At 58.4% G+C, this 26,468-nt stretch carries 20 protein-coding genes and 1 CRISPR repeat array; of the genes, 14 read left to right on the top strand and 6 right to left on the bottom strand.

The window, feature by feature from the left end:
• Window position 1 precedes the first annotated feature (1 nt).
• A complete protein-coding gene (locus MPN23_RS16600; protein ID WP_243545352.1) occupies window positions 2–1,864 on the top strand; it encodes a chloride channel protein in 1,863 nt (620 codons plus the stop codon).
• Between the two features lie 53 nt (window positions 1,865–1,917).
• Window positions 1,918–3,489: a tetratricopeptide repeat protein gene (locus MPN23_RS16595; RefSeq protein ID WP_243545351.1), complete on the top strand. Its 1,572-nt coding sequence runs from the start codon at window positions 1,918–1,920 to the stop codon at window positions 3,487–3,489.
• A 137-nt stretch (window positions 3,490–3,626) separates the two neighbouring features.
• On the opposite strand, the gene MPN23_RS16590 is transcribed toward MPN23_RS16595, so the two are convergent.
• Window positions 3,627–4,714 (bottom strand): IS3 family transposase gene (locus MPN23_RS16590; RefSeq protein ID WP_243545350.1). Its coding sequence is split into 2 segments (ribosomal slippage): window positions 3,627–4,462 and window positions 4,462–4,714, totalling 1,089 coding nucleotides; the frame shifts between segments, so codons are not numbered across the junction.
• A 184-nt stretch (window positions 4,715–4,898) separates the two neighbouring features.
• Between MPN23_RS16590 and MPN23_RS16585 the strand changes: the two genes are divergently transcribed.
• The 4 genes from MPN23_RS16585 (at window position 4,899) to hslU (ending at window position 8,534) form a co-directional block, all read left to right on the top strand.
• Window positions 4,899–5,909 carry a linear amide C-N hydrolase gene (locus MPN23_RS16585; protein WP_243545349.1) on the top strand — a complete coding sequence of 337 codons (1,011 nt, stop codon included), beginning with the start codon at window positions 4,899–4,901 and terminating at the stop codon, window positions 5,907–5,909.
• Between the two features lie 120 nt (window positions 5,910–6,029).
• The gene (locus MPN23_RS16580) at window positions 6,030–6,596 is read left to right on the top strand and encodes a macro domain-containing protein (protein WP_243545348.1); all 567 of its coding nucleotides are present in this window, start codon (window positions 6,030–6,032) and stop codon (window positions 6,594–6,596) included.
• Window positions 6,597–7,136 (top strand): ATP-dependent protease subunit HslV, encoded by a 540-nt coding sequence (gene hslV / locus MPN23_RS16575; protein WP_243545347.1) that lies wholly within the window; start codon window positions 6,597–6,599, stop codon window positions 7,134–7,136.
• 33 nt (window positions 7,137–7,169) lie between these two features.
• Window positions 7,170–8,534, top strand: a complete 1,365-nt coding sequence (gene hslU, locus MPN23_RS16570; RefSeq protein WP_279388681.1) for an ATP-dependent protease ATPase subunit HslU — start codon at window positions 7,170–7,172, stop codon at window positions 8,532–8,534.
• Window positions 8,535–9,474: 940 nt separating this feature from the next.
• Window positions 9,475–10,297: direct repeats of the CRISPR family, unit length 29 nt; unit sequence CGGTTCATCCCCACACGTGTGGGGAACAC.
• 230 nt (window positions 10,298–10,527) lie between these two features.
• Here hslU and MPN23_RS16565 read toward each other — a convergent pair.
• Window positions 10,528–12,618, bottom strand: a complete 2,091-nt coding sequence (locus tag MPN23_RS16565; RefSeq protein WP_243545346.1) for a molybdopterin-dependent oxidoreductase — start codon at window positions 12,616–12,618, stop codon at window positions 10,528–10,530.
• 336 nt (window positions 12,619–12,954) lie between these two features.
• On the opposite strand from MPN23_RS16565, the gene MPN23_RS16560 reads away from it, so the two are divergent.
• The 3 genes from MPN23_RS16560 to MPN23_RS16550 all read left to right on the top strand — a co-directional run bounded on the left by MPN23_RS16560 (window position 12,955) and on the right by MPN23_RS16550 (window position 15,271).
• Window positions 12,955–13,407 carry a 4Fe-4S dicluster domain-containing protein gene (locus tag MPN23_RS16560; RefSeq protein ID WP_243545345.1) on the top strand — a complete coding sequence of 151 codons (453 nt, stop codon included), beginning with the start codon at window positions 12,955–12,957 and terminating at the stop codon, window positions 13,405–13,407.
• 70 nt (window positions 13,408–13,477) lie between these two features.
• Window positions 13,478–14,605 (top strand): sulfite exporter TauE/SafE family protein, encoded by a 1,128-nt coding sequence (locus MPN23_RS16555; protein ID WP_243545344.1) that lies wholly within the window; start codon window positions 13,478–13,480, stop codon window positions 14,603–14,605.
• 54 nt (window positions 14,606–14,659) lie between these two features.
• A complete protein-coding gene (locus MPN23_RS16550; RefSeq protein WP_243545343.1) occupies window positions 14,660–15,271 on the top strand; it encodes a hypothetical protein in 612 nt (203 codons plus the stop codon).
• Between the two features lie 220 nt (window positions 15,272–15,491).
• On the opposite strand, the gene MPN23_RS16545 is transcribed toward MPN23_RS16550, so the two are convergent.
• A complete protein-coding gene (locus tag MPN23_RS16545) occupies window positions 15,492–15,965 on the bottom strand; it encodes a PH domain-containing protein (protein WP_243545342.1) in 474 nt (157 codons plus the stop codon).
• A 183-nt stretch (window positions 15,966–16,148) separates the two neighbouring features.
• Between MPN23_RS16545 and MPN23_RS16540 the strand changes: the two genes are divergently transcribed.
• Genes MPN23_RS16540 through MPN23_RS16520 form a run of 5 tightly spaced genes read left to right on the top strand, consistent with a single transcriptional unit; the run spans window position 16,149 to window position 23,051 of the window.
• The gene (locus tag MPN23_RS16540) at window positions 16,149–17,093 is read left to right on the top strand and encodes a phosphate/phosphite/phosphonate ABC transporter substrate-binding protein (RefSeq protein ID WP_243545341.1); all 945 of its coding nucleotides are present in this window, start codon (window positions 16,149–16,151) and stop codon (window positions 17,091–17,093) included.
• Between the two features lie 2 nt (window positions 17,094–17,095).
• Window positions 17,096–19,168, top strand: coding sequence for an ATP-binding protein (locus MPN23_RS16535; RefSeq protein ID WP_243545340.1), 2,073 nt, complete (start codon window positions 17,096–17,098; stop codon window positions 19,166–19,168).
• Window positions 19,169–19,171: 3 nt separating this feature from the next.
• The gene (locus MPN23_RS16530) at window positions 19,172–19,531 is read left to right on the top strand and encodes a response regulator (RefSeq protein WP_243545339.1); all 360 of its coding nucleotides are present in this window, start codon (window positions 19,172–19,174) and stop codon (window positions 19,529–19,531) included.
• 6 nt (window positions 19,532–19,537) lie between these two features.
• Complete coding sequence (locus MPN23_RS16525) at window positions 19,538–22,006, top strand: PEP/pyruvate-binding domain-containing protein (protein WP_243545338.1); 2,469 nt, start codon at window positions 19,538–19,540, stop codon at window positions 22,004–22,006.
• Window positions 21,987–23,051, top strand: a complete 1,065-nt coding sequence (locus MPN23_RS16520; protein ID WP_243545337.1) for a protein-tyrosine phosphatase family protein — start codon at window positions 21,987–21,989, stop codon at window positions 23,049–23,051. The genes MPN23_RS16525 and MPN23_RS16520 overlap by 20 nt, the downstream gene beginning before the upstream one ends.
• Window positions 23,052–23,425: 374 nt before the next feature.
• Here MPN23_RS16520 and MPN23_RS16515 read toward each other — a convergent pair whose 3' ends face one another.
• The 3 genes from MPN23_RS16515 to MPN23_RS16505 are packed head-to-tail and all read right to left on the bottom strand — an operon-like array spanning window position 23,426 to window position 26,453.
• Complete coding sequence (locus MPN23_RS16515; RefSeq protein ID WP_243545336.1) at window positions 23,426–24,172, bottom strand: amino acid ABC transporter ATP-binding protein; 747 nt, start codon at window positions 24,170–24,172, stop codon at window positions 23,426–23,428.
• A gap of 12 nt (window positions 24,173–24,184) precedes the next feature.
• Window positions 24,185–25,297, bottom strand: coding sequence for an amino acid ABC transporter permease (locus MPN23_RS16510; RefSeq protein WP_243545335.1), 1,113 nt, complete (start codon window positions 25,295–25,297; stop codon window positions 24,185–24,187).
• 1 nt (window position 25,298) lies between these two features.
• Entirely contained in the window at window positions 25,299–26,453 is a 1,155-nt protein-coding gene (locus MPN23_RS16505; RefSeq protein ID WP_243545334.1) for an amino acid ABC transporter permease, read from the bottom strand.
• Window positions 26,454–26,468: the final 15 nt, after the last annotated feature.

The following is a 26,468-nucleotide window of genomic DNA, read 5'->3' as shown; positions in this document are numbered from 1 at the left end:
CATGAATCCCCTGGCCTACCTTTTCAGCCGCTGGCGGGCGTTCGTCAAATCCTACCGGACCGTCACCTCGTTCCGATGGCTGATCATGGGGGTGATCACCGGCATCATGTCCGGTCTGGTCGCAGTGCTGTTCTTCGGCGCGGTCGAGCTGGGCAAGTTCCTGATCCAGCATCAGCTTGCCGGCATTGTTTCCCCGGAACCGGCGGGCGAAGGCATCTTTCACGGCACGCCCGGCGCATACCGGCCCTGGGTCATTCCGGCATTCACCACGGCGACCGGCCTGCTCACGGGCTGGCTGGTCAGCCGCTTCATTCCCGGTGCCATTCACGGCGGCACGGATGGCACGGACGCCACCATCGACAACTTTCACAACAAGGGCGGATTTCTCAAGCCCATCGTGCCGATCATCAAGGGATTCACCTCGATCCTGACCATTGCCTCGGGTGGCAGCGCAGGCCGCGAAGGCCCCATCACCCAGATGGGCGCGGGCGTGGGATCGTGGCTGGCCCAGAAACTTTCCCTGTCCGCCAAGGAACGGCGGCTGCTCCTGCTCTCGGGCGCAGCCGGGGGACTCGGCGCGATCTTCCGCGCCCCCCTGGGCGGCGCACTCACGGCCATCGAGGTCATCTACCGCGAGGACTTCGAAGCCGAGGCCATTCTGCCCTCGGTCATGAGTTCGGTGGTGGCCTACACCATATTCACGTTCTTCTACGGCTCGGAACCGATCTTCGGCATTCCCCGGTTTTCGTTCCACGATCCGAGGGAGCTGCCCTTCTACATACTGCTCGCCTTCGTGTGCGCGGCGGCCGGCTGGATGTACGTGAAGACCTTCTATTTCATCAAGTACCGCATCTTCTTTCAGCTCAAGGACAGGATCGGCCTGATGTGGGCCACGGGTCTGGGCGGCCTGAGCATGGGCATTCTCGGCGTGGTCTACCCGTACATTTCCGATGGCGGCATCCTGTCCGGCGGCTACGGCTGGCTTGAGCTCGCCATTCTGGGCCAGCTCCCCACCATGGCCATGGTCTACATCATCATTGCCAAGACACTGGCAACTTCCGTGACCATCGGTTCAGGCATGTCCGGCGGCATGTTTGCCCCCGCCCTTTTCGTGGGTGGCATGTCCGGCGGTCTTGTGGGCAAGGTCGGGCACCAGCTATTTCCGGACGTGGTGACCCAGCCCGGCGCCTACATTCTGGTCGGCATGGCCGCCTTTTTCGCCTGCGTGGCAAACGCGCCCATCGGGCCGCTGATCATGGTCACGGAACTGACGCAGGGCTATGGCCTACTCGCTCCGCTCATGCTGGCATCTGCCCTGTGCATCGTGCTGGGACGCGGCTTTTCCCTCTACGAACACCAGAAGGAAAACAAGTTCGAATCCCCGGCCCATGCCGAGGACGCGACCATCAACATCCTCGAACAGATGCACGTCAAGGACTTCTACAATCCCGGCGAAGTTACGGTGCTCAAGGAATCCACGACCCTCAAGGAGCTGACCGACTACATCGCCAACTCCAGCCAGCTCTATTTTCCGGTCAAGAATGCCGAGGGCGAGTATTCCGGCATGGTTTCGATCCATAACGCCCGCAACTGGATGTTCGAGGAAGGCCTGTTCGACCTGGTGGTCGTGCGCGATCTCATGACCCGTCCGGTCTATGTTCGCCCGGACTACGACCTGTATCAGGCCCTGCTCCGCTTCGTGAACACGGACTACGGTCAGGTGCCCGTGGTCGCCCCGGACGACACCAACGACATCATCGGCCTGATCAATCGCGACGACGTGTTTCAGGCCTACGCCGAAGCCATCATGGAAGTGAAAGGCGAAATCGAGGAAGCCGAAGCCGGGGGCGCGAAGGTGGAATAAAAGGCGTTGCTAATTCCATTTGGACGCCGAAAATTGCAAATCAAGAGTTAGGCATGTCAAACCTCTCTCCACTTCAATTTCTGTCAGCCAACAGAAATAAATTCAAGGAAATGGAAAATCAGTTTACAATAGCTCCCTCGAGCGAGGGGGCTGCCGAACTGATTTCCTTTGCCATGACGGATACGGCAGGAGTCTACTTCAGCTCGGAAGTGGAAAACTTTTTCATGGACCTCGCTCGAAAAACAAAATCTCTGCCGCCAGATTATAAGACACGAACGGGACGCAACAAGTCGTTTCTACACGTAATGACAGAGACACTGCTCCACGGGGGACACACTCGAATAGTGGAAAGATGGATCAATTCAGCCAGCCCTGACCAAACTCATTCCGTTGTACTGACAAAGCAAAACGATGTTGATCAAATTCCCGATCTATTGAAAAAATTCACCATCGAAAAAAACGGAAATCTTCATCTTTTGCAGCAAGGTTCTATTGAAAGCAAAGCCAATGAGCTACGCGACGTGGCACTCTCCTACGAGACAGTGATTCTGCATCATCATCCGTATGACCCCATTCCTCTCATGGCCTTTTCCGTTCCGGAATTTACCAGAACAGTAATATGCTTCAACCATGCCGGACATAGATTCTGGATCGGGAAAAATATCGTTGACTGGATTCTTGACATAGAAAAAGGGCAACAGGAAATTTCCTACAAAAAACGGGGAATCAAAAATTCAACACTGATAAACATGCCGGTGGCGGAAATTGCTTCCCCCCCGCAAGATATCAAACGACTTCGCCGGTCGTTGGGATTCGACGCCCATGACAAAATCATGGTTTCAATGGCCAGCAACTACAAATTTGATCCTATCAAGGACCTCTCCTTTACGGACACGCTCCAACAGATACTCTCGGCTGATAGCCAAGTGAAATTCATCGGCATCGGTATAAATCCCCAAAATCAGTATTGGGCAGCAATACTCCGAAAATTTCCTGACAGAATTCGCCTAATGGGAGTATTATGCCACAAAGACACACATACCCATTTGAAAATTTCGGATCTCTATATTGACTCCTTTCCAATGAACTCTTGGCTGTCGACCACTGATGCAATCAGCATAGGACGACTTCCCTGCCTTGTGCTCAAGACCCCTCTTGGCTATCTGCCCTACCTCGAAGGAAGCTCTGCCATTTGTGAAGATACTTCAAGCTTGGTGGAAAAAAGTCTTTTTCTTCTGGCCTCCCCCCAGGAAAGAGAAAAACTCAAGGATGAATTACTGTTCAGGGTGAAAAGGTACTGCTCTCCAAACCATTTCCAAGAAAAAATTGCCTCCTGTGTCGCATCTGCGCATAAGAAAACGCGAAACGACCCAAGCTTTATAGATTTTTCTTCTTTTTTTCCCCCCAACGACATATATATGGCGCAAATAAACATGACCATCAGAACACATAAAAAAGGAATCCCCTTTTTATGGGAAAAAATCGTTCATAAAAACGCCGTAAAAAAAACAACATTGTTCAAATTGTTTTCCTTTTGTATTCTTGCAATTGCAAAGGAAAACAAGAAAAAATCTCTGCTTTTCTTCCCAAAACCCAAAATTTTAGCGGACTTCTCCAGCCAATAGGCCTCCCCAATGGTCCCTCGCTTTTGGGTAAAAGAAAGGGACATTTACTCAATGAGCATCCCAACTTTTCTCTTCAGAGAACAATTCTGGCTTGATATGGCAATCCTCCCCTTTCTAAGGGGCCTGAAAAGTAGAGCCTATGCCACCTTGGCCAGTCTCGCTCTTGGGGGATATCCCCCAAGAGCGAAATGTGGTCGTTCGTTGTTGTAGGTCCAGAGCCACTTGGTGGCATAATCCTGGACCTCCTCTATACTTTCAAACAAATATTGGCACAGCCAGTCGTATCGTACCGTCCGGTTAAAACGTTCCACAAACGCGTTTTGTTGCGGCTTTCCGGGCTGGATGTACTCAATTCGGATTCCCTTGTGTTCTAGCCAAGTCTGAAGCCGATGGCTGATATACTCAGGACCGTTGTCACAACGAATGGTTTGAGGCTTGCCACGCCATTCCATGATTTGTTCCAAGGATCGTATCACGCGTTCCGCTGGCAGAGAGAAATCCACTTCGATCCCCAGTCCTTCACGATTGAAATCATCGATCACATTGAACAGACGATAGCTGCGACCATCCTTCAACTGATCATGCATGAAGTCCATTGACCACACTTGGTTGATAGTTTCGGGCTGGGCAAGCGGCTCAGGTTTTTCGCGTACGATGCGTTTTTTGGGCTTGATCCGCATGTTGAGCTCCAACTCACAATAGATTCGGTATACCCGCTTATGGTTCCATCCAAAGCCTTTGACATTGCGCAGGTACAAAAAACACAGACCAAAACCCCAATTGCGTTGGTTGTGTGTCAACCTCTGTAGCCAGTCGGCGATGCACTCGTTTTCAGCCGACAATTTTGGTTCATACCGGTAGCATGTCTGGCTGATAACGAAGGCTTCGCAAGCCTGCCGGATATTCAAACGACTTGTCGTCACGGCTGTTTTGGCCATCTCGCGTCGACGAGACGGCCTTACCAGTTTTTTGCGAGTGCCTCGGCAACGACTTCGGCCTTCATCTTCTCTTCGGCATACATGCGTTTGAGGAGTCGGTTTTCCTTCTCCAGCTCTTTCATGCGTGCCATCAGCGAGGCGTCCATACCGCCGAATTTGGAACGCCATTTGTAAAAGGTCGCGCTGCTCATGCCATGCTCACGACAAAGCTGGGCCACGGGGATGCCTCCCTCGGCCTGCTTCAATATGCCCAAAATCTGACTGTCGGAATAACGGGATTTCTTCATGTAAAATCTCCTGCGTTGGTCTTACGAGAAAATTCTACTTTTTGAGGACCATTAATTTTCGGGGGGATTACCATATTACTTGCTCCTCAAAATCATTCATACACAAATGAATATTTCTATTGACCATGGAAAATCCTGTTGATACCCAATCGGACTTCATGCAAACAACACACAGGAGCAAATCATGAAGATGAAGAATAATTTCATTGTGATGGCCGCATTGGCACTGGTCGCAGGTCTGCTCGTGGCCGGGACGGCGACAGCGTGTTCGGAAATTTACCTGAAGGCGAACAACGTGTCCTCGCGGACTTTCGACTTCATGGTGGACAGTGGCGTTGTTCTGTCCTCGCCGCGCGGTGTTGAGCATTGTTCCAACTATGCCCTGCCCGATGAAACGCCTCTGAGCTGGACCGCCAAGTACGGCAGCCTGACATTCTCCACCATTCTGAAAAACGATGCCGGAGCCATCGAAACCGGCGTGGACGGCATCAACGAAGCGGGCTTCAAGGTGGGCACCTACTACCTGCCCGAATCCGTGTACCCGGCAGGCAAGGGCGGCACCACTCTGTGCGTTGGCTCTCTCATCCAGTATCTGGTGGACAACTTCGCCACCGTGGACGAGGCCGTGGCCGACATGGAAAACCCGGCCTACCGCCTGACCTCATTCCCGGCTCAGGGACTGAAGATGATGCTGCACGTGTACATGCACGACGCACAGGGCAACAGCGCCATGGCCGAGTATGTGGACGGCAGACTGCGCATTACCCGCGAGCCGGAGATCCCGGTCCTGACCAACACCATCTACGCGGATGCCGTGAAGGCCCTTGGCGAATACGAGGATTTCGGCGGCACCAGGGCCATTCCCGGTCATCAGGAGTCCATCGACAGGTTCGTGCGCGGCGCGTTCTATCGCAAACACCTGCCCGAGCCGAAATCCGATCTGGAAGCCGTGCACGACGGGTTTGCCATGATCCAGACCATTGCCGTGCCGCCCATGTTTCCGCACGGCTGCACCTACTGGACCGTGGTCACGGACATCAAGGCGCGCAAGGTTTGTTTCCGCACCCTGCGCAACCCGGAAATCTGCACCGTGGAGCTGGACAAGCTGCCCCTTGCTGAAGGCAACAAGGAACACCGCCTGTTCCTGCCCATTCAGGGATTGTCCGGCGACATCTCCGCCAGCTTCAGCAAATAGTCTCTTTCCCGACCCCGCGAGCGCCGTCCGATCAATCCGGGCGGCGCTCGTCCCTTCCCCCGCAAAAATCCCGGCCCGCCCTTGCCATCCCGATTCAAGACATTATCTATCTGAATCAGTATGCACATCTGGACCATCGGCAGCGCCGCTCTCGCCATCCAGCAGGGCGACATCACCACTCTGGACATTCAGGCCATCGTGAACGCGGCCAATTCCCGGCTTGCCGGAGGCGGCGGCGTTGACGGAGCCATTCACACCGCTGCCGGACTCGAACAGCTTCAGGCCGCCTGTCAGGCCATCATCACGCACATTGGCAGCCTTGCCCCGGGCAAGGCCGTGATCACCTCGGGCTTCAATCTCAAGGCCGAACACATCATCCACACGGTCGGACCGATCTGGCGTGGCAATACGCAGAACGAACCGCAACGTCTTGCGGATGCATACCGCAATTCCCTTGAACTGGCCCACGCCAGCAACATCGACGCCATCGCCTTTCCCGCTATTTCCTGCGGGGTGTATGGCTATCCGGTCGAACAGGCGTCACGCATCGCCCTGACCGAACTTCGGCACGGTCTGGAGCGTGGGCTGGTGCACGAAGCGCGCATGGTCCTGCATGATTCGCGCGCACTGGAAACATGGTTGAACTCGGCCCGCATCCTGCTCGGGCCACACACAGGAGAACAATAGATGGAACTTAGAGGCACGACCATTCTCGCGGTCAAGGACGAAAAGGGAACCGCCATGGCAGGCGACGGTCAGGTCACGCTTGGCCAGACCATTGCCATGAAGCACACTGCGCGCAAGGTGCGCCGCATCTACAAGGACAAGGTCGTTGTCGGCTTTGCCGGGGCCACTGCCGACGCATTCACCCTTTCCGAACGGTTCGAAAGCAAGCTGGAGACCTATTCCGGCAACCTGCTGCGCGCAGCGGTCGAACTGGCCAAGGATTGGCGCACGGACAAATATCTGCGCAAGCTCGAAGCCATGCTCCTTGCCGCGGACGGCGAACACATCCTGATCATTTCCGGCACCGGCGACGTGATCGAGCCTGACGACGGTCTGGCCGCCATTGGTTCGGGCGGGGCCTACGCCCTTTCCGCAGCCCGTGCCCTCCGCCGTCACACCGACATGCCCGCCAGCGAAATCGTGGAAAAATCCATGGAAATTGCCAGCGAATTGTGCGTGTACACCAACAACAACATCGTGGTGGAGACCCAGGACAAATAGTCCGGCTCCCCAAACGCAGAACGAGAACAGATAATGAGCAATCTGACCCCAAGGGAAATCGTTTCCGAACTCGACAGGTACATCATTGGCCAGCACGAAGCCAAACGCATGGTCGCCATCGCCATGCGCAACCGGTGGCGCAGACAGCAGCTCGATCCCGAGCTTCGCGACGAAATCGCGCCCAAGAACATCATTCTCATGGGCCCCACCGGCGTGGGCAAGACCGAAATCGCCCGCAGGCTGGCCCGGCTTTCCGGATGCCCGTTCTTCAAGGTTGAAGCCACCAAATTCACGGAAGTCGGCTATGTGGGTCGCGACGTGGAATCCATGATCCGCGATCTCATGGAGGTCGGCGTGAGCATGGTCAAGAAGGAGGAAACCCAGAAGGTGCGCATCAAGGCGGAAAAGAACGCCGAGGAACGCATTCTGGATTTGCTGCTTCCCGCGCCCAAGTCCCAGACTCCGGCCTATGCCAATGGCAGTGAATACGAGCCAGCCCCGGAAAAGCCCAAGGACGATTCCACGCGCGAAAAGTTCCGCAAGATGTTCCGCGCGGGCCAGCTCGACGAACGCGAGATCGAGATGGAAGTCACGGTCCAGTCCGGTGCGCAGGTGGAGATCATGTCCATCCCGGGCATGGAGGAAATGGGCCACAACATGCAGGACATGTTCTCCCGCATGTTTCCGGGCAAACGCAAGACCCGCAAGGTCAAAATCCGCGAAGCCTACGAACAGCTCATCGAGGAAGAAGCGGACAAGCTGATCGACATGGACACGGTTGTGGAACTGGCACGCGAGCGCGTGGAGCAGACCGGCATCCTGTTCGTGGACGAACTGGACAAGATCGCCACCCGCCACGAGCATGGCGGCGGAACGGACGTGTCCCGCGAAGGTGTGCAGCGCGACATGCTCCCGGTTGTGGAAGGCTGCGTTGTGAACACCAAGTACGGCATGGTCAACACGGACCACATCCTGTTCATCGGCGCGGGTGCGTTCCACTTTGCCAAACCCTCGGACCTGATCCCGGAACTTCAGGGCCGTTTTCCCCTGCGCGAGGAACTCGCCCCCCTGCACAAGGAGGAGTTCTACCGCATCCTGACCGAGCCGAAAAACGCGCTCACGGTCCAGTACAAGGCCCTGCTCAAGACCGAAGGCATGGACATCGATTTTTCCAAGGAAGCCTTGGAAACCGTGGCCGAATATGCCGAACGCATCAACGAGGAATCCGAGAACATCGGCGCACGCCGACTCTACACCCTCATGGAAAAGCTCCTTGCCGAGCTGTCCTTCGACGCGCCGGACAAATCCGGCCAGTCCGTGATGATCGACAAGGATTACGTGAGAAATCAGCTGGAAGAGGTCACGGAAGACCGCGACCTTTCCAGATACATTCTGTAGATTCCTCGAATCACAAGATATCAAAAAAGCCCTTTCCCTTGCGGGAAAGGGCTTTTTTGTTGAGGCTGCACAAGCTTGGCGAGCCGTGCCGGGCGAAGCAATTCGCCGTAGACTGCGCACCAACTTGATAAGGGAAGATTTCGCCCTTCTCGGGCGAGTTCCTTTTATATCAAGGCGAATAAAAGGAACTAAAAGCCGCCTTTTGGGACCGCCCCGGCCGTGCGCGTTTCCTACTTGATCAAGGCTGGTCTACTGTGCGTCCGCCACTGGGACGGAAGCCTTGATCAAAGGGAAACGGTGGAAGGTTGGTTGGGCCGGGGGGACTCATCACGCCCGGAACAGTGTTCCTTACCCAGACCGGATTTCGGCTCGCAAGGGCTTGGAACCAGTCGAAGCGACCGAAGCCGTGGCGATGCGGTTTCCGGAGGAAACGTCGCAATCGCCCGGCGGGAGGGCGCTACTGGTTCCTGCCCGAGGGAGTCGGGAGCACAGTGCAAAGGGGCTTTTTTTTCGTTTATTTTTTTGCCCCAACAAAAAAATGAACTCGCCCGGGAAGGGCGAAATCCTCACCTTGCAGGATGGCACGGCGAAGGCGGCGCGGTTACGCGCCTTGAAGAGGTGGGGCTGTACGAGCTTGGCCTGCCGTGCCGGGCGAAGCAATTCGCCGTAGACTGCGCACCAACTTGATAAGGGAAGATTTCGCCCTTCTCGGGCGAGTTCCTTTTATATCAAGGCGGATAAAAGGAACTAAAAGCCGCCTTTTGGGACCGCCCCGGCCGTGCGCGTTTCCTACTTGATCAAGGCTGTTCTGCCGTGCGTCCGCCACTGGGACGGAAGCCTTGATCAAAGGGAAACGGTGGAAGGTTGGTTGGGCCGAGGGAACTTGTCACACTAAAATCCAACAATCAATCGCCATACGCCCCATAAAATCGCTGAACTCCGGTTCATCCCCACACGTGTGGGGAACACAGTCGAATTTTATCAGTCTTCATTATTGCCTGCGGTTCATCCCCACACGTGTGGGGAACACCAAAATCTTTCCGGTTCGAATTTCAGCCAGTGCGGTTCATCCCCACACGTGTGGGGAACACTGTCCGCCTGTTGGAGTTTCTACGCTCCGTGTCGGTTCATCCCCACACGTGTGGGGAACACAACATATTGCGGCTGGAACGGGTGGAAGTGGCCGGTTCATCCCCACACGTGTGGGGAACACAAGAAGTCCCGCATTTATGGCAAGGTAACCGGCGGTTCATCCCCACACGTGTGGGGAACACTGATGTTGGCAGGGGGCTATGGGATTTGGCACTGGTTCATCCCCACACGTGTGGGGAACACTGCCGTGGCGCGCGGCTGGGCTGGTCGGCCAGCGGTTCATCCCCACACGTGTGGGGAACACGGGACGCGGCCCGGGCCGCAATGATCCGAGCTCGGTTCATCCCCACACGTGTGGGGAACACGGTTCCAGACTTCGGCTCAGGCGGGGAAACAACGGTTCATCCCCACACGTGTGGGGAACACGGCGGAGTCAAGATCGGGGGGCAGTGGCAGTTCGGTTCATCCCCACACGTGTGGGGAACACCTGCTGGGTCCACTTGGTCAGGGTCGCTGCGCCGGTTCATCCCCACACGTGTGGGGAACACATGTCCACGAACCCGTTTGCCCCGCCTGCCGCCGGTTCATCCCCACACGTGTGGGGAACACCACCGGACTCATGACACATCAGGAGTTCTGGTGCGGTTCATCCCCACACGTGTGGGGAACACTCTTGCTGGAATCCGCCGAAATTTTTACGAAAAAGAGGGGCCTTGAAAAAAGCCAACTTTTATGCAGAATTTTGGCCCACCGCATGCATAGATGAAGATATATCAATTCGACAGCAAGTTTGGCAACATGCAGAAGCGGAAAAAGCCGTGCATGATGCGGCCTGTTCGCACGCAAAAAAAAAGGGCCGCCCCTTGCGGGGCGGCCCTTTGCGTTTACGGAACAGTCGCTCTTACGCCTTGGCAACGGAAACGAAATGTTCCTGCATGGCCACGGCACCGCCGCACTTGTCGTACTTGCGGATGCCCTTGGGCATGAGCTGGTTGTCGGCAACGCCCTTGCCCCTGGCTCGGGATTCCACGGGCAGGGTATGGCCGAATCCGTGAAGCATGAACACGGCCTCGGGGTGGATGAAGTCCGTGACAAAAGCCCTGATGGTGCCGGAATGACCGTTGGAGGAAATGGTCACCGCGTCACCATCGGCAATGCCCAATTCGCGGGCGCGTTCCGTATTGATCCAGAGCACGTTCTCACTCATGCGCTCATTGAGAAGCGCGTTGTTCAAGGTATGGCCCTGGGTGTGCAGAACGCACCGCCCGAAAGTGATGCGAAAACGACCTTCAGGCGGGCGTTCGGGCGAGGTGTATGGCTTGAGGGAGAGACAGCCGTCCTTTTCCAGCTTTTCATTGATCATTTCGATCTTGCCGGACGGTGTCTTGAAGGAACCTTCCTTCACGGGCTTGACCAGCGGCGCGTCGGCCAGAGGCACGAGACCGGTCGCGTCGAAGTCGGCCAGAGAGACTCCGGTGCCTTCGAGCTGGAAATTCCAGACGTCCTCGGCGGACTCGAAGGCAAGTTCCTTGAGCCCCATGCGCTTTGCCAGACCAGCATAGATTTCCCACTGGGCCTTGGTGTCGTACACGGGCTGAACCGCACGCCTGCGAATCTGGAAAGCGGGCTTGGGGCCGTTCTTGGTCATGATGATGGACTCGCGCTCCAGATACGGCGACATGGGCAGAACCACGTCCGCATTCCAGGCCGTGTCGGACCAGGTAAAGGTCACGGACACAAGCAGGTCCAGATTGTCCCACATGGCGCGAACATCATCCACATCCGGGTAGGCCATGAGCGGGTCGTGACGATGGGCGATGTACGCCTTGATGGGATAGGGTTCGCCGGAAACGATCGCGTCATAGGCCAGATGCACCAGTCCCGGCCCTGCGTCGAAGTGGGTGCGGCCTTCCATCCAGCCCACGCCGTCGACACGCTTTGCCTCGGGCTTGGGATACAGATTCATGAAGCTGTTGAGCCCCTTGCGATCGACGTCGCCGGGCTTGTTCATGAAGGGCAGGCCGCCCTGCGCGCCGATGGAACCGAGTAGCGCATTGATGATGTAGGCGGTACGGGACATATAGAAGGAATCGGAATAGCGTGCGGTCATCCAGCCCGGATGCCAGAGCACGGACGGCGCTGCCTCGGCCAGCTGGGCCGCGAAATCACGAATTGCGTCCGCGGAAATCCCGGTTTCCTCCTCGGCCCATTCCGGGGTGTACTGCGCCGCAAATTCCTTGAGCGCATCAAAATCCTTGAACCACTTGGCCACGTATTCCTTGTCGTACAAATCCCCGAAAATCAGGGCATTAATCACGGCAAGGTTGAAACCGTAATCCGTGCCGGGCCGGATCATGAAAAAGTTGTCTGCCTTGGTGGCGGTCACATTGGCGCGCACGTCGATGACCGTCAGCTTGCACCCTTTTTCCCGAGCGTTCATGAGGTTGTTGACCTCAGCCACGTTCACGGCCTCGAAAATGTTCCGCTGTTGCACAACCACGTGCTTGGCGTTCTTCAAATCATAGGAAACGCCCTTGCGGCCGAATCCGAACACGGAAAGTGCCGCGTTCTGAACGTTGCGCGCACAGGCAGAATCATGATTGTTGTAGTTGGGCGTGCCAATGCCACGCAGAAACGCGCGATGGAAATCGCGGAACGGTCCGCCGCGATCCGAGAACAGCACGGACTCCTTGCCGTACTTCTCCTGAATCGCGGTGAGCTTTCCCGCCACGTAATCAAGGGCCTCGTCCCAGGAAACGCGACGCCATTTGCCTTCGCCACGCTCCCCTTCCCGGATCATGGGGTACTGGGGACGCTCCTCGTCATAGGTCAGGGCCGTTCCCGCAGCTCCGCGGGGGCACAACGATCCCTCAATCCCCCCGGCATGGGAATTTCCCTGAATGTATACGGCCTTGCCGTTCTCCACTTCCACCTCAATGGGGCAGCGGACCGAACACATGCCGCATATGCTGTACACCTTTTTCTTACCCATGATCTGCCTCCTGAACGGATTTTCCCAAACCTGACGCCGAGTTCGGCACTCTTTGCAACTGTATTGTCAGATATCTGCGCACACAAACATGATTTTTACCGTATGCTGCAGGTATCAGTCCGCATATCCAATCGGCAATACTACAGCCGCTTGTTATATTTTTCACAAAAAGAGGTGTCAAATCAAGGACAACCTCTTGCTTTTTTGTCTCTTGTTTGTGAAAAATAGTGCAAGAAGGAAACCCTTTGACGATTATCATGTTTTGCCACACTCAGTCGTGTATACAAACAACCATGAGCAAAACCGGGCGCGCGCCCATAGCTTCAGAGGTATGACATGGCCATCTACCGCATCAAATTTGACAAGAATCGCTGCATAGCCTGTGACGCCTGCCTTGTTCACTGCAAGGTGAAGAACGGCATTCCCCGGGGGCTCTCCCTGAACCGCATGGAAAAGGAAGGCCCGATCCCCGACGAGGATGGCAAGCCCACCGCCAAACTCAAGTACGTGAACTGTAGACACTGCAAGAAGCCTCTGTGTGTCCCGGCATGTCCCACGGGCGCGCTGTATGTCCGGGAAAAGGACGGCCTGGTCCTGCTTGACGCCGACAAGTGCGACGGCTGTCAGGCCTGCGTGGAGGCCTGCCCCTGGAGCGTGCCGGTCTACAATCAGGCGACCAACAGGATCATGAAATGCGATTTTTGCGTGGACCGCGTTGACGCCGGGCTGGAACCGGCATGCGTCACGGGGTGCACGGCCAAGGCACTCACTTTCGTGCGCGGCAAGTAATCACGTGTTCTACCGGGTACCCATTCCCGGGGGGTGTATGTTTCAACCAAAAACAAAGTAGGAGGCAACGGTGTTACGTTCCAAAAGAATTCTTCTTCTCCTCGCCGTACTGGCTGTGGCCGTCTGGGCCGAGCCGGCCATGGCCGACCGGCTGTCCGACGCCATCGCCGAGGCCAAGGATCTGGGCAAGCTCTCGGGCGAGCCCGGCTATCTGGGCATTGAAGGCGCTCCGCAGCTCAACGTGATCCTCGGCCTTGTCTGGGCGATCTGGGTTGGCTGGATCTTCTCCACTGTCGGCGCATTCGGCGGCATCATGGCCGGTGTCGGCCACATCACCATCTACGGCCTCGGCGACTACGCCAAGGGTTTCGGCAAGATCAAGCTGAACAAGGTCGTGACCGACTCCATCCGCGTGTCCAACCAGTGGCTGGTCGGCTGCTCCGCTGCCCTGTCCACCTTCAACTACTGGAAGGCCGGCCGTCTCGTGGCTCCGCTGGGCATCGCCCTGGCCATCGGTTCGGTTGCCGGTTCCTGGCTGGTTCCCTGGCTCACCGCCGGCAAGATCAGCCTGAAGGCCTACCTCGGCTACTTCGGCCTGTTCGTCCTGTTCCTGGGCTGCTACCTGTTCTACGAGACCACCCCGGCCGCGCAGGGCAAGAAGAAGGAAGCCAAGGCCGCTGCAAAGGCGTTCGAGGACGCCGTGAAGAAGCAGCATGACGGCGCGCAGATCGACATGGCCGAGATGGGCGTCAAGGTGAAGTCCTTCACCCCGACCCGCTGCGAATTCACCTTCTTCGGCGTGGAATTCTCCTTCAATCCCCTGATCCCGGTCGTCGGCGGTTTCATCATCGCAGCGCTGGCCTCCTTTCTGGGTGTTGGCGGCGGCTTCCTGCTCGTGCCCTTCCTGACCTCCGTGGCCGGTCTGCCCATGTATCTGGTGGCAGGCACCTCCGCCATGGCCGTGTTCGTGGGCATGTGCAACTCCATCGCCTCCTACATGCTGCTCAAGGAAACCCCGGTCCAGTGGTCCCTGATCGGCGCCGAGCTCATCGGCATCGTGATCGGTTCCATGGTTGGTCCCCGCACCTCCAAGTACATCCCGGACATCTGGCTGAAGCGCATCTTCATCGTGCTGGCGGCCTACGTCGGCATGCGCTACACTCTCAAGGGCTTCTTCGGCATCAGCATCTGGCCGTAAACCGTACATACCTTTCCGGGGCCGTCTTCGGACGGCCCCGGCATGGAAAACGACATGAATATTACCGGCACGCAAATCTACGATTTTCTCGACCCGTTTCTCATCTGGGTCTTCCGCATTCCCGAGAATCCGTACATCGGTTTCACGCTCGGCCTTGTCTGGGTCGCCCTGGCCGCCACGATGATCGGCGAACTGTGCATGGCCGGAGTCTATTTCCTGAACAAGAAGCACTTCTCGGGCATCGACAGGGAGATGGTGCAGAATCACAATCTCTCCATCAAGGCTCTGGCCGTGAAGAACAAGGCCGCGTACAAAGCCTGCAACTCCATTGCCAACGAAGCGTTCGGCAAGAATTTCTTCGCGCATCTTGCGCTGTTCGCCTCGTCCCTGTGGATTGTGCCCTTTGCCATCGGCTGGCTTTCCTACCGTTTCGGCAAAGTGGATTTCATCATGCCCTGGCTCGGCAGTGTGGGACCTGCATTCCTGTTCATCCCCGTATACATTCTGGTCAGAATCGCGTTCGCCAAGTCCAAGCGGTTTCTGCCCGTGTTCCGCACCATTCAGCGCAAGATCAAGGAAAACGAGTCTCCGGAAGAGCTGATGAGCTTTCAGGACCTTGTCGATGAACGGCAGCGTCTGGCAGGCCAATCGGCCTCCGGTGAATGATCCGACATTTTTCCCAACCATGCGAAAACCGCCCGGCACACGAAACATCCCTGTGCCGGGCGGTTTCGCGTTTCAGTCCCATGCGTGGGAACCGTCCCTTGCCGAGCCCGACGCAGAGCCGTGGGCAAAACACACTGCGCCACGACTCCGTGCCATGCCCATGAAAAAAGCGCTGCCCGGACAAACCGGACAGCGCTCGGGAAAGCAGCGTTTGCCGAAACTACACGTCGGCGGGTTTTCTGGATTCCACGGCCTGAACCAGCCCGTCCAGATCGCTGGGGCCGAGCAGGTAGTAGCGATCCTCGGTCTGAATGCCGAGCACCTCGGGACCATTGGCCACGATCACGGCCTCGGGGCCGGATTCCAGCAGCACGATGCCGGAACGATATCCAGCGAAATTCATGAGACGCACGCTCTTTTTCACGGCCAGTTCGGGATCATGAAGGCTGGCCCGGAACACGCGGCTTACCGAGGCCCAGGGGATCACGGCGCTGGCAAAGGGCGGAGCCGCCAGCAGCAAGCCTTCCTCGGCCACGGCAATGCTCGTGCGATGCGGATTCACGTACAGCATGTACCAGTAGAGCAGGGACAGGGGGGCGGCCACGGCTATGAGGCATATGGCAGTCCAGAGGAATCCGGAGCGGAAACTCCAGACAACCAGACCGGCAGTCACGGCCACAAAGAGAAGAAACAAGGTCAATACCCAAGGTTTCATCGGGACTTTGAAACTGTCAGACATATTTTTTCGCTCCGTTCGTGTTGCGTATTCATTACGGCCAAACACCGGGATTGCCAAGTCGTTTGATTTCATCGGCTCCGGGCCGTATACTGTTCCACCAAGACTCGCAGGAAACCGTCAGCAGCAGGCAGATCGACAATGACCGGAAACCTCTCGAAACTCCATACGAAACTTGCGGCGCCACTGGTGGCCGCCGTCCTGCTGCTCGCCTTCCTCGCGGGATGCACGGACAGCGAACCCACGGTCGAGGTGGACCTGTCCAAACGCGAAACCATCACGGCAGCACGGTCCGGCGATGCCATCACCTATGCCTACCTGCCCCAATACGCACACACGGTCTCGTTCCAGCGCCACCGCAGGCTGCTCGAATATCTTCGTCAGGAAACCGGCCTGCCCCTGAAGCAGATATTCCCGGACACCTTCGACGAACACATCAAGATGGTGGAACGCGGGGAAATCGACATATCCTATTCCAACCCGTTCATCTACATCAAGCTGGCACAGGCCGGAGCCAAGGCGTTCGCCCGGGTGGTGGAGCCCTCGGGCAAACCGGATTTTCGCGGACAGATCATCTGCCGCAAGGACAACCCCACGGTGAGGAACATAGACCAGTGCCGGGGCAAGCGATGGATTGCGGTGGACCCGGGATCGGCCGGAGGGTATCTGTTCCCGCTGGGCCTTTTCTATGATCACGACATCCGACGCGACGACTTTTCCGAGGTCGCATTCGCGCCCGGCCCGGGCGGCAAGCAGGAAAAGGTCGTGCTCGCCGTATACGCCGGGGCCTACGACATCGGCACGATCCGCAAGGGCACCCTGGACGTGGTGCGCGGCAGAATCAATCTGGACGACCTGCGCGTGCTGGCCGAAACCCGTCCCTATCCGGGATGGGTGTACGCGGCGCGCAAGGGGCTGGACCCGACAGTGGTCCACCGCATTGCCGAGGCCATGTTCAGACTGACCCCGGTGGACCAGTCTCAGGCGGAAATCCTGAAGACAGCCGGATTCCGCGGCATCATCCCGGCCATTGACCAGGATTACGACCCGGTCAGGGAACTGGCCGGCAAACTGGGGTTGAAATAGTCATGCGTCCGCTTGCACGACTCAAATTCCGCACCAAGCTCAATCTGGGCATCACGGCCATCGTGGTGGCCATGGCGCTGGTGCTGCTGCCTCTGGTGGGCAGGATGACGGCCAAGGCGCTGGTCGAGGAAAGCAAGAAGCGCGGCTCGGCCCGAGCCGAAAGTCTGTCCACCCGAGCCGTTGAGCCCCTGCTTGCCGGAGACTTTCTCCGCCTCAAGGACATGGTGGACGAGCAGGTGCTCGTGGGCGACGTGGTCTACGCCTTTGTACAGGACTCGGAAGGCCATGTTCTGGCCCACAGTTATCACAAGGGATTCCCGATCGACCTGATCAAGGCCAATTCGGTCAGGGACGGTGTGCACGTCCACATCCAGCTTCTGGCGGACAAGAAGCTGCGCATCTATGATTTCGCAGCCCCGGTGTCGGTCACGGGCAAACGGCTCGGCACGGTACGCGTCGGGCTTTCCAAGACGCGCATCAACGCCTCTGTCCGGGAACTGGTCACGGCGCTGGCCATTCTGTTCGGCGGCGGCCTGTTTCTGGCAACTGCGCTGGCCACCCTGTTCGCCCGGCGCGTCACGCGCAGACTCGGCGATCTGCGGCGCCATGCCGAGGAAATGCTCAAGGGGAATCTGGACCCGGACATGGGCTCCCCGTCCGGCGTGAACTGCTGGGAAATGCGCCGTTGCGAACTCAAGGACTGTCCGGCATACGGCGAAACCCGCCGCCGCTGCTGGTACATTGCGGGCACCATGTGTCCGGAATGCCCGCCCGCAGCGTTTCCCTGCGGTCTGGATTCCTGCCGCGCCTGCGCCGTGTACCGGGAAAACGCCGGTGACGAATTGCAGGATCTGGCCGAAACCTTCGATGTCATGTCCCTGACCCTGAAGACGCACATCGACGAACTTCGGGACGCGGAAACCAACCTCCGCGACCAGCAGCGACTCATGCGCACCCTGCTGGACGGCACCCCGGACCGGGTATCTCTCATGGACACCCGGATGCGGTATCAGGGCGCGAACCGCAGCTTTGCCGAATCCGTGGGCCTGAGTCTTGCGGGAATCGAAGGCAAGACCGACTTCGACCTGTTCCCGGAAAAAGTGGCCGAGGAACGCCATCTGGACGCGCGCGACATCCTGGAATCGGGCACGCGCATCGACAAGCAGATTCAGATCATGGAAGGTGACAAGGAACGCTGGTTCCACGTGGTCTGCATCCCGATCCAGGACGACAAGAACCACATCGTGGGGCTGCTGCGCACGGACCGCGACATTTCCGACATCAAGCAGTACGAAGCGCAGCTCATTCAGGCCCAGAAGATGGAAGCCCTTGGTCAGCTCGCCGGTGGCGTGGCGCATGAAATCAACACCCCGCTCGGCATCATACTGGGCTATGTCCAGCTCCTTCAGGAGGATCTGGACCCGGAAAGCCAGATTCATCAGGACCTCCGGACCGTGGAAAGTCAGGCCAAGGTCTGCCGCAAGATCGTGGCCGACCTGCTGGGCTTCTCGCGTTCCGCAGCATCGCAGAAACGCGAAATGTGCTTCAACAATTCGGTCATGGAGGCGGTTCGGCTCGTGGCCCATACCTTCAGTCTGGACCGCACGGAAATTCTTACCGAACTGGATGATCGGTTCCCCATCATCTACGGCGACCCGGAAAAGCTGAAGCAGGTCTGGATCAATCTGCTCAACAACGCCCGGGACGCCATGCCCGAGGACGGCGGAACCATCGTGGTCCGCACCGAACTGGACACGCCCAACGGCAAGGTGTCCATCATGGTGGCGGACAGCGGTTCCGGCATTGCCGAAGACACGCTGCGCAAGATATTCGACCCGTTCTTCAGCACCAAGCCCGTTGGCGTCGGCACCGGACTCGGCCTGTCCGTGTCCTTCGGCATCATCGAGGACCATGGCGGCGAAATCACCGCCGCGAGTCCGGTTCCCACGGACTTCCGTTTTCCGGAACGTCCGGGTGCGCCCGAACGCGGACCGGGAACCCTGTTCGAAGTCCACCTTCCCCTGGACCTGGGCACGTACAAGCGCGTAGCCTCGCAACCTACCGAGGAGAATTAACTTATGGCAAAAATACTCGTTCTCGACGACGTCATGGACGCAGGCATACTGGTCAAACGCATTCTGGAGCGCAAAGGGCACAACGTGGACGCCTTTACCGAAGAGGAAGACGCGATTCGCCACGTTGCCGAACATGAGGTCGATCTGGCCATTCTGGACATCAAGCTCAAGAAGATGACCGGCGTGGAAGTGCTGGAGGAAATCAAGAAAGCCAATCCCACAGTCCGGGCCATCATGCTGACCGGCTATCCCACTCTGGAGACCGCGCGTGATTCCCTGCGTCTGGGCGCCGACGAATACTGCGTCAAGCCCATTGACAAGGACGAGCTGGAAACCAAGGTCGAAGACGTTCTGGCAAGGTAGGAAACCATGGACGCGAAACAGCTCTTCAAGCACTGGACCTATCAGATATTCGCCCCGGGCACCCTGCTCCGACGCAAGTACGAGGCGTTCAAGACCCTGCTCGCCCAGGACAACATCGCCCTGCAACTGATAGCGGATCTGGAAGAGCTGTTCTACGGCGACGTGCTTGCGGACCGCACACGCGCGGCATGGCTCTGTTCACGCCTCTCCGCTGCCGTCGGCAACATGGCCGGGCAGCTTGTGGAGATGAATCCGGGCCAGTACATGGACCTGCCCGAATATTACCGCAAGATCGATTTCTACGTGCGCATGGCTCTGGAACTGGACCAGCCCGAGGCCGGGCCGCCCTTCATCCTGTCCCTTGCCGAGGCTGCGGACGCGCGTCGGCTTGCCGGAGGCAAGGCCTCCAATCTGGCCCGCGCCCTGCGCGATGCCAACGCGCCGGTTCCCCCGGGATTCGTGGTCACGGCCAATGCGTTCCATTATTTCATCGAGAGCAACGGGCTCGGCCCGGACATGGAAAAACGGCTCCGCCGCATGGTGGTCGGCGATCGCAATCTTCTGGCCCAGCTCACTCTGGAAATGCAGGAACTGATTCTGGAAGGCGAGGTTCCCGAGGAAATCGCCCGAGGCATCCGGCTGGGCGTGTCCGAAATCATCGGCGAGGACGACCTGATCGCAGTACGCAGCAGCGCGCTTTCCGAAGACGGCGACATTTCCTTTGCCGGCCAGTACGCCAGCGAACTCGACGTGCACCCCAACGATGCGGTGGAAGCCTACAAGCGCGTGCTGGCGGGCAAGTACTGCCCGAGAGCCGTATCCTACCGCATCACCCACGGCCTGACCGACTCGGATACGGCCATGGCCGTGCTCATCCTGCCCATGGTCGAGGCCGAACATGCCGGAGTCATCTATACGGACGACCCGGACTGCAAGGGCGAACAGGGACGCACCATGGGCGTCTATGCGGTACGCGGTCTGGGCAACTCCCTTGTCGACGGCAGCGCCCGCCCGATCAAGGCGACCCTGACCCGTGACAAGCAGCCAGAGCCCATCGAAGGATGCGATCCGGACCAGCAGGGCATGCCCGATCCGGATGACCTGCGCAAACTGGGCCGCATCGCCATGCACCTGGAAAAGCGTCTCGACGGTCCTCAGGACGTGGAATGGGCCATAGATTCCACGGGCAAGATATTCATTCTCCAAACCCGGCCCCTGCAATCCGAACGTGAAGAGGCCGGACAGTCCGACCACTGCATTCTCGCCAAACCGTTGGCGCAGCAAATGGAACGCGCATCCGGCGGCGCGGGATGCGGCGAGATATACCATGCCGCCACTGGCGCGGATTTTGCCAACATCCCGGATGGCGCGGTCGTGGTCACGCCCATGCTCAAGCCTGCATTGGCCGGTTTCGTGGGCAGCCTGAACGCAGTGATCGCGCACACGGGCAGCCGGGCCAGCCATTTTGCCTCGGTGGCCCGGGAGGCAGGCATTCCCGTACTCATCGGCGACTACCCCATGGAGTCCCTGCCCGAAGGCCAACTCGTGACCGTGGACGGTGCTACCGGCTCGGTCTACGAGGGATGCGTGGAGGAGGTCCTGACCCGGGCCATGCAGCGCAAGGCCGCGCCCGAGCACTCCCTTGCCCAGTACAAGCCCATCATTCCCCTGACCGTGAAACTGAATCTGACCGATCCGGCTGCGCGCAATTTTTCGCCCGTGGGTTGCCGCTCCCTGCATGACGTGGTGCGGTTCTGCCATGAAAAGGCGGTCGGCGAGATGTTCACTCTGGTGGACAAGACCGGACGCGGCATGGGCGGGGCAAAACGTCTCACCACCAGCCTGCCCATCGTCATGTACGTGCTTGATCTGGGCGACGGCCTGTTCGAGGGAGCAGGAGTCAACTCCAGGGAAGTCTCGGCTGACGACATCCGCAGCCGCCCCATGTGGGCATTGTGGTACGGGCTGGCCGACCCGCGCGTCCCCTGGTCCAACCGGCTCACGCACATGGACTGGGAGGAATTCGACAGGATGAGCGGCGGCATATTCCGCTTCGATTCCAAGCTGCTGGCCAGCTATGCACTCATCTCCGACGACTATCTGCACCTCATGGTCCGGTTCGGCTACCACTTTTCGGTGGTGGATACGGTGTGCGGCAACGATCCCGGGGCCAACTACATTTCCTTCCGGTTCAAGGGGGGCGGTGCAGCCATGGACAACCGGGTGCTCCGGCTCGCCTTCATAACCCGAATTCTGGAACGCTACGGTTTCGAGGTTTCCGCAAAGGGCGACCTGCTGGACGCCAAATGCGCGCGCATGGATGAAAACGACACGCGCAAGCGGCTGGCCCGTCTCGGCTATCTCATGGCCGTGACCCGACTCATGGACATGAGCCTCAATTCCGGGGAAGACGTGGACAAGGCCGTGGACAACTTCTTCCGGCAGGCGGAAAACCATGAAGATTCCCAGGCATAAGCCCGTCTACGTCCTGACCTGGGTCACGGATCAGCTCGCCGTTGGGCAGGCCCCCATGAGCCACGCCCAGCTCGACGCGATCCGCGATCAGGGCATTGACGCCATCCTCAACCTGTGCGGCGAATTCTGCGATCTGCACGACATCGAGCACGGCGCGGGATTCGAAGTCCGCTACCTTCCGCTTCAGGACGAGGAGGCGCCCGGCCTTCAGGAGCTGGAAAAGACCCTGGCATGGCTGGACGAGGCCATCTATCTGGGCAAGAAAGTGCTCATCCACTGCCGACACGGCATCGGCCGCACCGGAACCGTGCTCAACGCCTACCTGCTCCGCCGGGGACTCGGGCACATGCTGGCCTACAAGACCCTGCGAAAACTCAAGTCCAAGCCCGCCAACTTCAACCAGTGGCGCACCATCCGCAAATACGGCAAATCCAGCGGCAAGCTCACCGTGCGCGAGCCCTGTCTCGAATTCAAGCGGCTTGTGGACCTCTCCCCGTTTCTCAACGACTACGAAGGGCTGGTGCAGACGCTGGAGGACATGTTCCCCTCCGAATCGGGCCAGCGGTGCGGCAGGGATCACGACCGGTGCTGCTCCACGCCCATCAAGCTCACGCTGGCCGAGGCCGTGCATCTCAGCCACAGCATAAACATGCATCTGACCAGCCAGCAACGGCTGGACGTGATCGAACGCGCCGTGGAAACCGCGCGAAAGGAACGCCAAACCGCGCGGGATTTCGGGCCGGAAGGCGAAAGCACCGAGTACTGCCTGTCGCAGGCCGGGGCGGTCTGTCCGCTGCTTGAGGAAGGCACGTGCCTGCTTTTTGCGCAGCGGCCCCTGCAATGCCGCTCCTACGACATGGAGGCCGGACAGCGCTCCGAACTCTGGGATTCGAATCTGGCACCGGGACTGACCCGGCTGTCTCAGGAAATCTATTTCGCCTACGTCGGCACCCTGCCCGGCGACAACCTGCCGAAATTCGCCCTGCCCGATGTGGTGTCCGGCAAGTTCATGGAAGCCATTTTCCGGTTCATGATGGACAACTGAAGGCCTTCGGTGACCCTCCCGGGGGGCGGGCGCTGCCCGGACCCGCCAAGGAGCAAGGCCCCCTGGATCCCCATTCTGTCTCGAGAATCGGAAAAGGCCCGATGAATGCTCTGGCGAGACATTCCTCGGGCCTTTTCCGATTCTCAAGACGGGAAGGATATCAGGAAAAAACTTTTCGCTTTCTTTCTCCTCATTTCCACGAAGCTCGGTTTTTCGACAGGACAAGTCAGGTTCTTCCGCATCTCCCTACGCCGCCGTGCTGATCGGACAAGTTTCCTCATCCCGTACAGGCGGCGTAGAACCAGCAAACTTTGGGAGATTCTCAAGAACCTTTTCTTGAAAAGGTTCTTGAGTCGCCGAAGGCATATCTTCTTCTAATGTTGGAGAATCTGGCTCAAAAAGAGGCGCGTGCGATCGAATTGGGGATTGTTGAAGAATTCCTCGGGGGTATTTTCCTCGACGATTTCTCCGCCGTCCATGAAGATGACGCGATCGGCCACGGTGCGGGCAAAGCCCATTTCGTGGGTAACGCAGACCATGGTCATGTCCTCTTCCGCCAGTTCGATCATGACGTCGAGCACTTCCTTGATCATTTCCGGATCAAGTGCGGATGTGGGTTCATCAAACAGAAGCACCGAGGGATTCATGCACAGGGCACGGGCAATGGCCACGCGCTGCTGCTGACCGCCGGAAAGCTGTCCCGGAAACTTGTCCGCCTGTTCCGCAATGCGAACGCGGCTGAGATAATGCATGGCCTGCTCCACGGCCTCCTTGCGCGGCATGTGCCGCACCCAGACCGGAGCAAGAGTCAGGTTGTCCAGCACGGACATGTGCGGGAACAGGTTGAAACTCTGAAACACCATGCCCACCTCGCGCCGGATTTTCTCCAGCCCCTTGAGATTGCCGGTCAATTCGATGCCGTTGACCACGATCCGCCCCTGCTGGTGGGTTTCCAGCCGGTTCATGCACCGGATGAGCGTGGACTTGCCCGACCCGGACGGGCCGCATACCACGATGCGCTCGCCCCGGTGGACCTGAAGATTGATATTCTTGAGAACGTGGAACGAACCGTACCACTTGTTGAGGTCTTTCACGTCTATGACGATTTCACGGGAAGGCATGTTCGCCACCTCTTACTTGTTGGTCTTGGGACCGCGTTTTTCCAGGGACCGCCCGTAACGGCTCATGCCGAAACAGATGCACCAGTAGACAAAGGCGCAGAACACGTAGGCTTCGGCGTCGCAGCCGAGCCAATCCTGATCCTGCGCCGCGGCCTTGGCAATGCCGAGAAAATCCAGCAGGCCCACGATGATGACCAGAGACGTATCCTTGAACAGAGCAATGCAGCGGCCGATGAGCGCGGGAAGCACATGCCGCAGAGCCTGAGGCAGCACCACGAGCAGGGTCAGCTTCCAGTAGGACAGACCAAGTGCCTTGGCCGCGTCAAGCTGTCCCTTGGGAACGGCCTGAAGTCCGCCGCGCACCACTTCGGCCATGTAGGCCGAGGAAAACAGAATGATGCCCACCTGAACGCGCAGCAGATTGTTCACCTGCATTCCCGGGGGCAGAAACAAAGGCATCATGACCGAGGCCATGAACAGGATGGTGATCAGGGGAACGCCCCGGATGGGTTCGATGATGGCGATGCACAGCGGCCGGATCATGCCGAGGGAGCTTTGCCGGCCCAGAGCCAGCAGGATGCCGAGCGGCACGGAAATCAGAATGCCGATGGCAGCCAGCCCGAGGCTGAGCATGAGACCGCCCCACATGGACTGATCCACATGCGCCAATCCCGCGCCTCCGCCGATGAGCCAGAAGGACAGGACCGTGAGCAGCCCCCAGCCCGGAACCAGATACCGCGCCTTGACCTTGCCCGAAACCGTGGCCGCAGCCATGAGCACGAACAGAATCCCGGCAATCGAAGGCCGCCACACGAATTCCGACGGATAGGTGCCGGTAAGCAGCAGCCGCATCTTGTGGAACACAAAGGCCCAGCATGCGCCCCCGGTCTGATCGCACTGGCCCGGTTCCCCGATCCAGCAGGCATCCAGCAACGCCCAGGAAACCAGAGGCGGGACAACCTTGAGCAGCAGTCCCACGCTGCAAAGCGTCAGAATGGAATTGAACCAGCCGTTGAACAGATTGGCCTTGAGCCACCCCGCAACACCGATGGAACTGGGCGGCGGAGGAAGCTGGGGCAAAGGACTGAAAACCTTGGGTTCATTCATCGCGTTTGTCGTTTCCATGCTACCGCTCCACCAACTGCACTCGGGCGTTGAACCAGTTCATGAACAGGGAAATGCACAGATTGATGGACAGGTACACCGCCATCCACAGGCCGATGATCTCCACGGCCTGATCATTCTGGCCGATGATGGTGCCGCCGATGGACACCATGTCCGGATAGCCGATGGCCACGGCCAGCGAGCTGTTCTTGACCAGACTGGCATAGTCGTTGGTCGTGGCGGGTACACAGACTCGCAGGGCCTGAGGCAGCACCACCCGACGCATGGTCAGCCCCGGCTTGAGCCCAAGCGCCTTGGCCGCCTCGAGCTGTCCCCGGCTCACGGACTGAATGCCGCTGCGCACGTTTTCCGCAATGAACGCTGCCGTGTACAGAACAAGACCAGTGAGCAGCGCGGTAAATTCGGGCCGAAGCACCATGCCGCCCTTGAAATTGAATCCCTTGAGCTTGGCAAAATCAAAGGTCACGGCTTCGGGTGTCACGAGCCAGGCAATGCCCGGCAACACCACGCACAGGCCGAGGGCGATCCATCCGGCATGAAACCCCTTGCCGGTTTCCTCCCGCAGACGACGCGCCCGGCGAATCAGCACAAAGGACGCAATCAGCGCCACGACCGCGGCAAGCGCCACCCACAGAAATCCGTCCTGAAATTCCGGTCTCGGCAGAAAAAGCCCCCGGTTGTTCAGGAACACGCCGGAAATCGGCTCCAGACTTTTGCGAGGATGTGGCAGGGAAGCCAGCACCACGGAGTAGCAGAAGAAAAGCGTGAGAAGGAGCGGAATGTTTCTGAGCACCTCGACATACACGGCCGCCAGTCTGGACACGAGCCAGTTGGTGGACACCCGCGCACAGCCCACGATAACGCCGAGGATCGTGGACAGGACGATGCTGATCACGGCCACGTACAGGGTGTTCAGTACACCCATGAAAAAGGCGTATCCGTAGGAGTCGCTCGGTTTGTACGGCAACAGGGTGTCGTTGATGGGCAGGCCGCCCTCCACGGACATGAAGCCGTAGCCCGACGCAATGTTCCTCGCCTCCAGATTGGCCTGGGTGTTGTGGAACAGGGTCAGGGCGAAATATATGAGAATGCCCACCACTGCGGTCTGCACCAGCAGCATGGGTATGCGGTCCTTGAAAGCTGAATCTGGGGACATAGTACTGCCTGTTTC

Source organism: Pseudodesulfovibrio tunisiensis (assembly GCF_022809775.1).
GTDB classification, from domain to species: Bacteria; Desulfobacterota; Desulfovibrionia; order Desulfovibrionales; family Desulfovibrionaceae; genus Pseudodesulfovibrio; species Pseudodesulfovibrio tunisiensis.
This window is presented reverse-complemented; position numbering and strand designations above follow the sequence as displayed.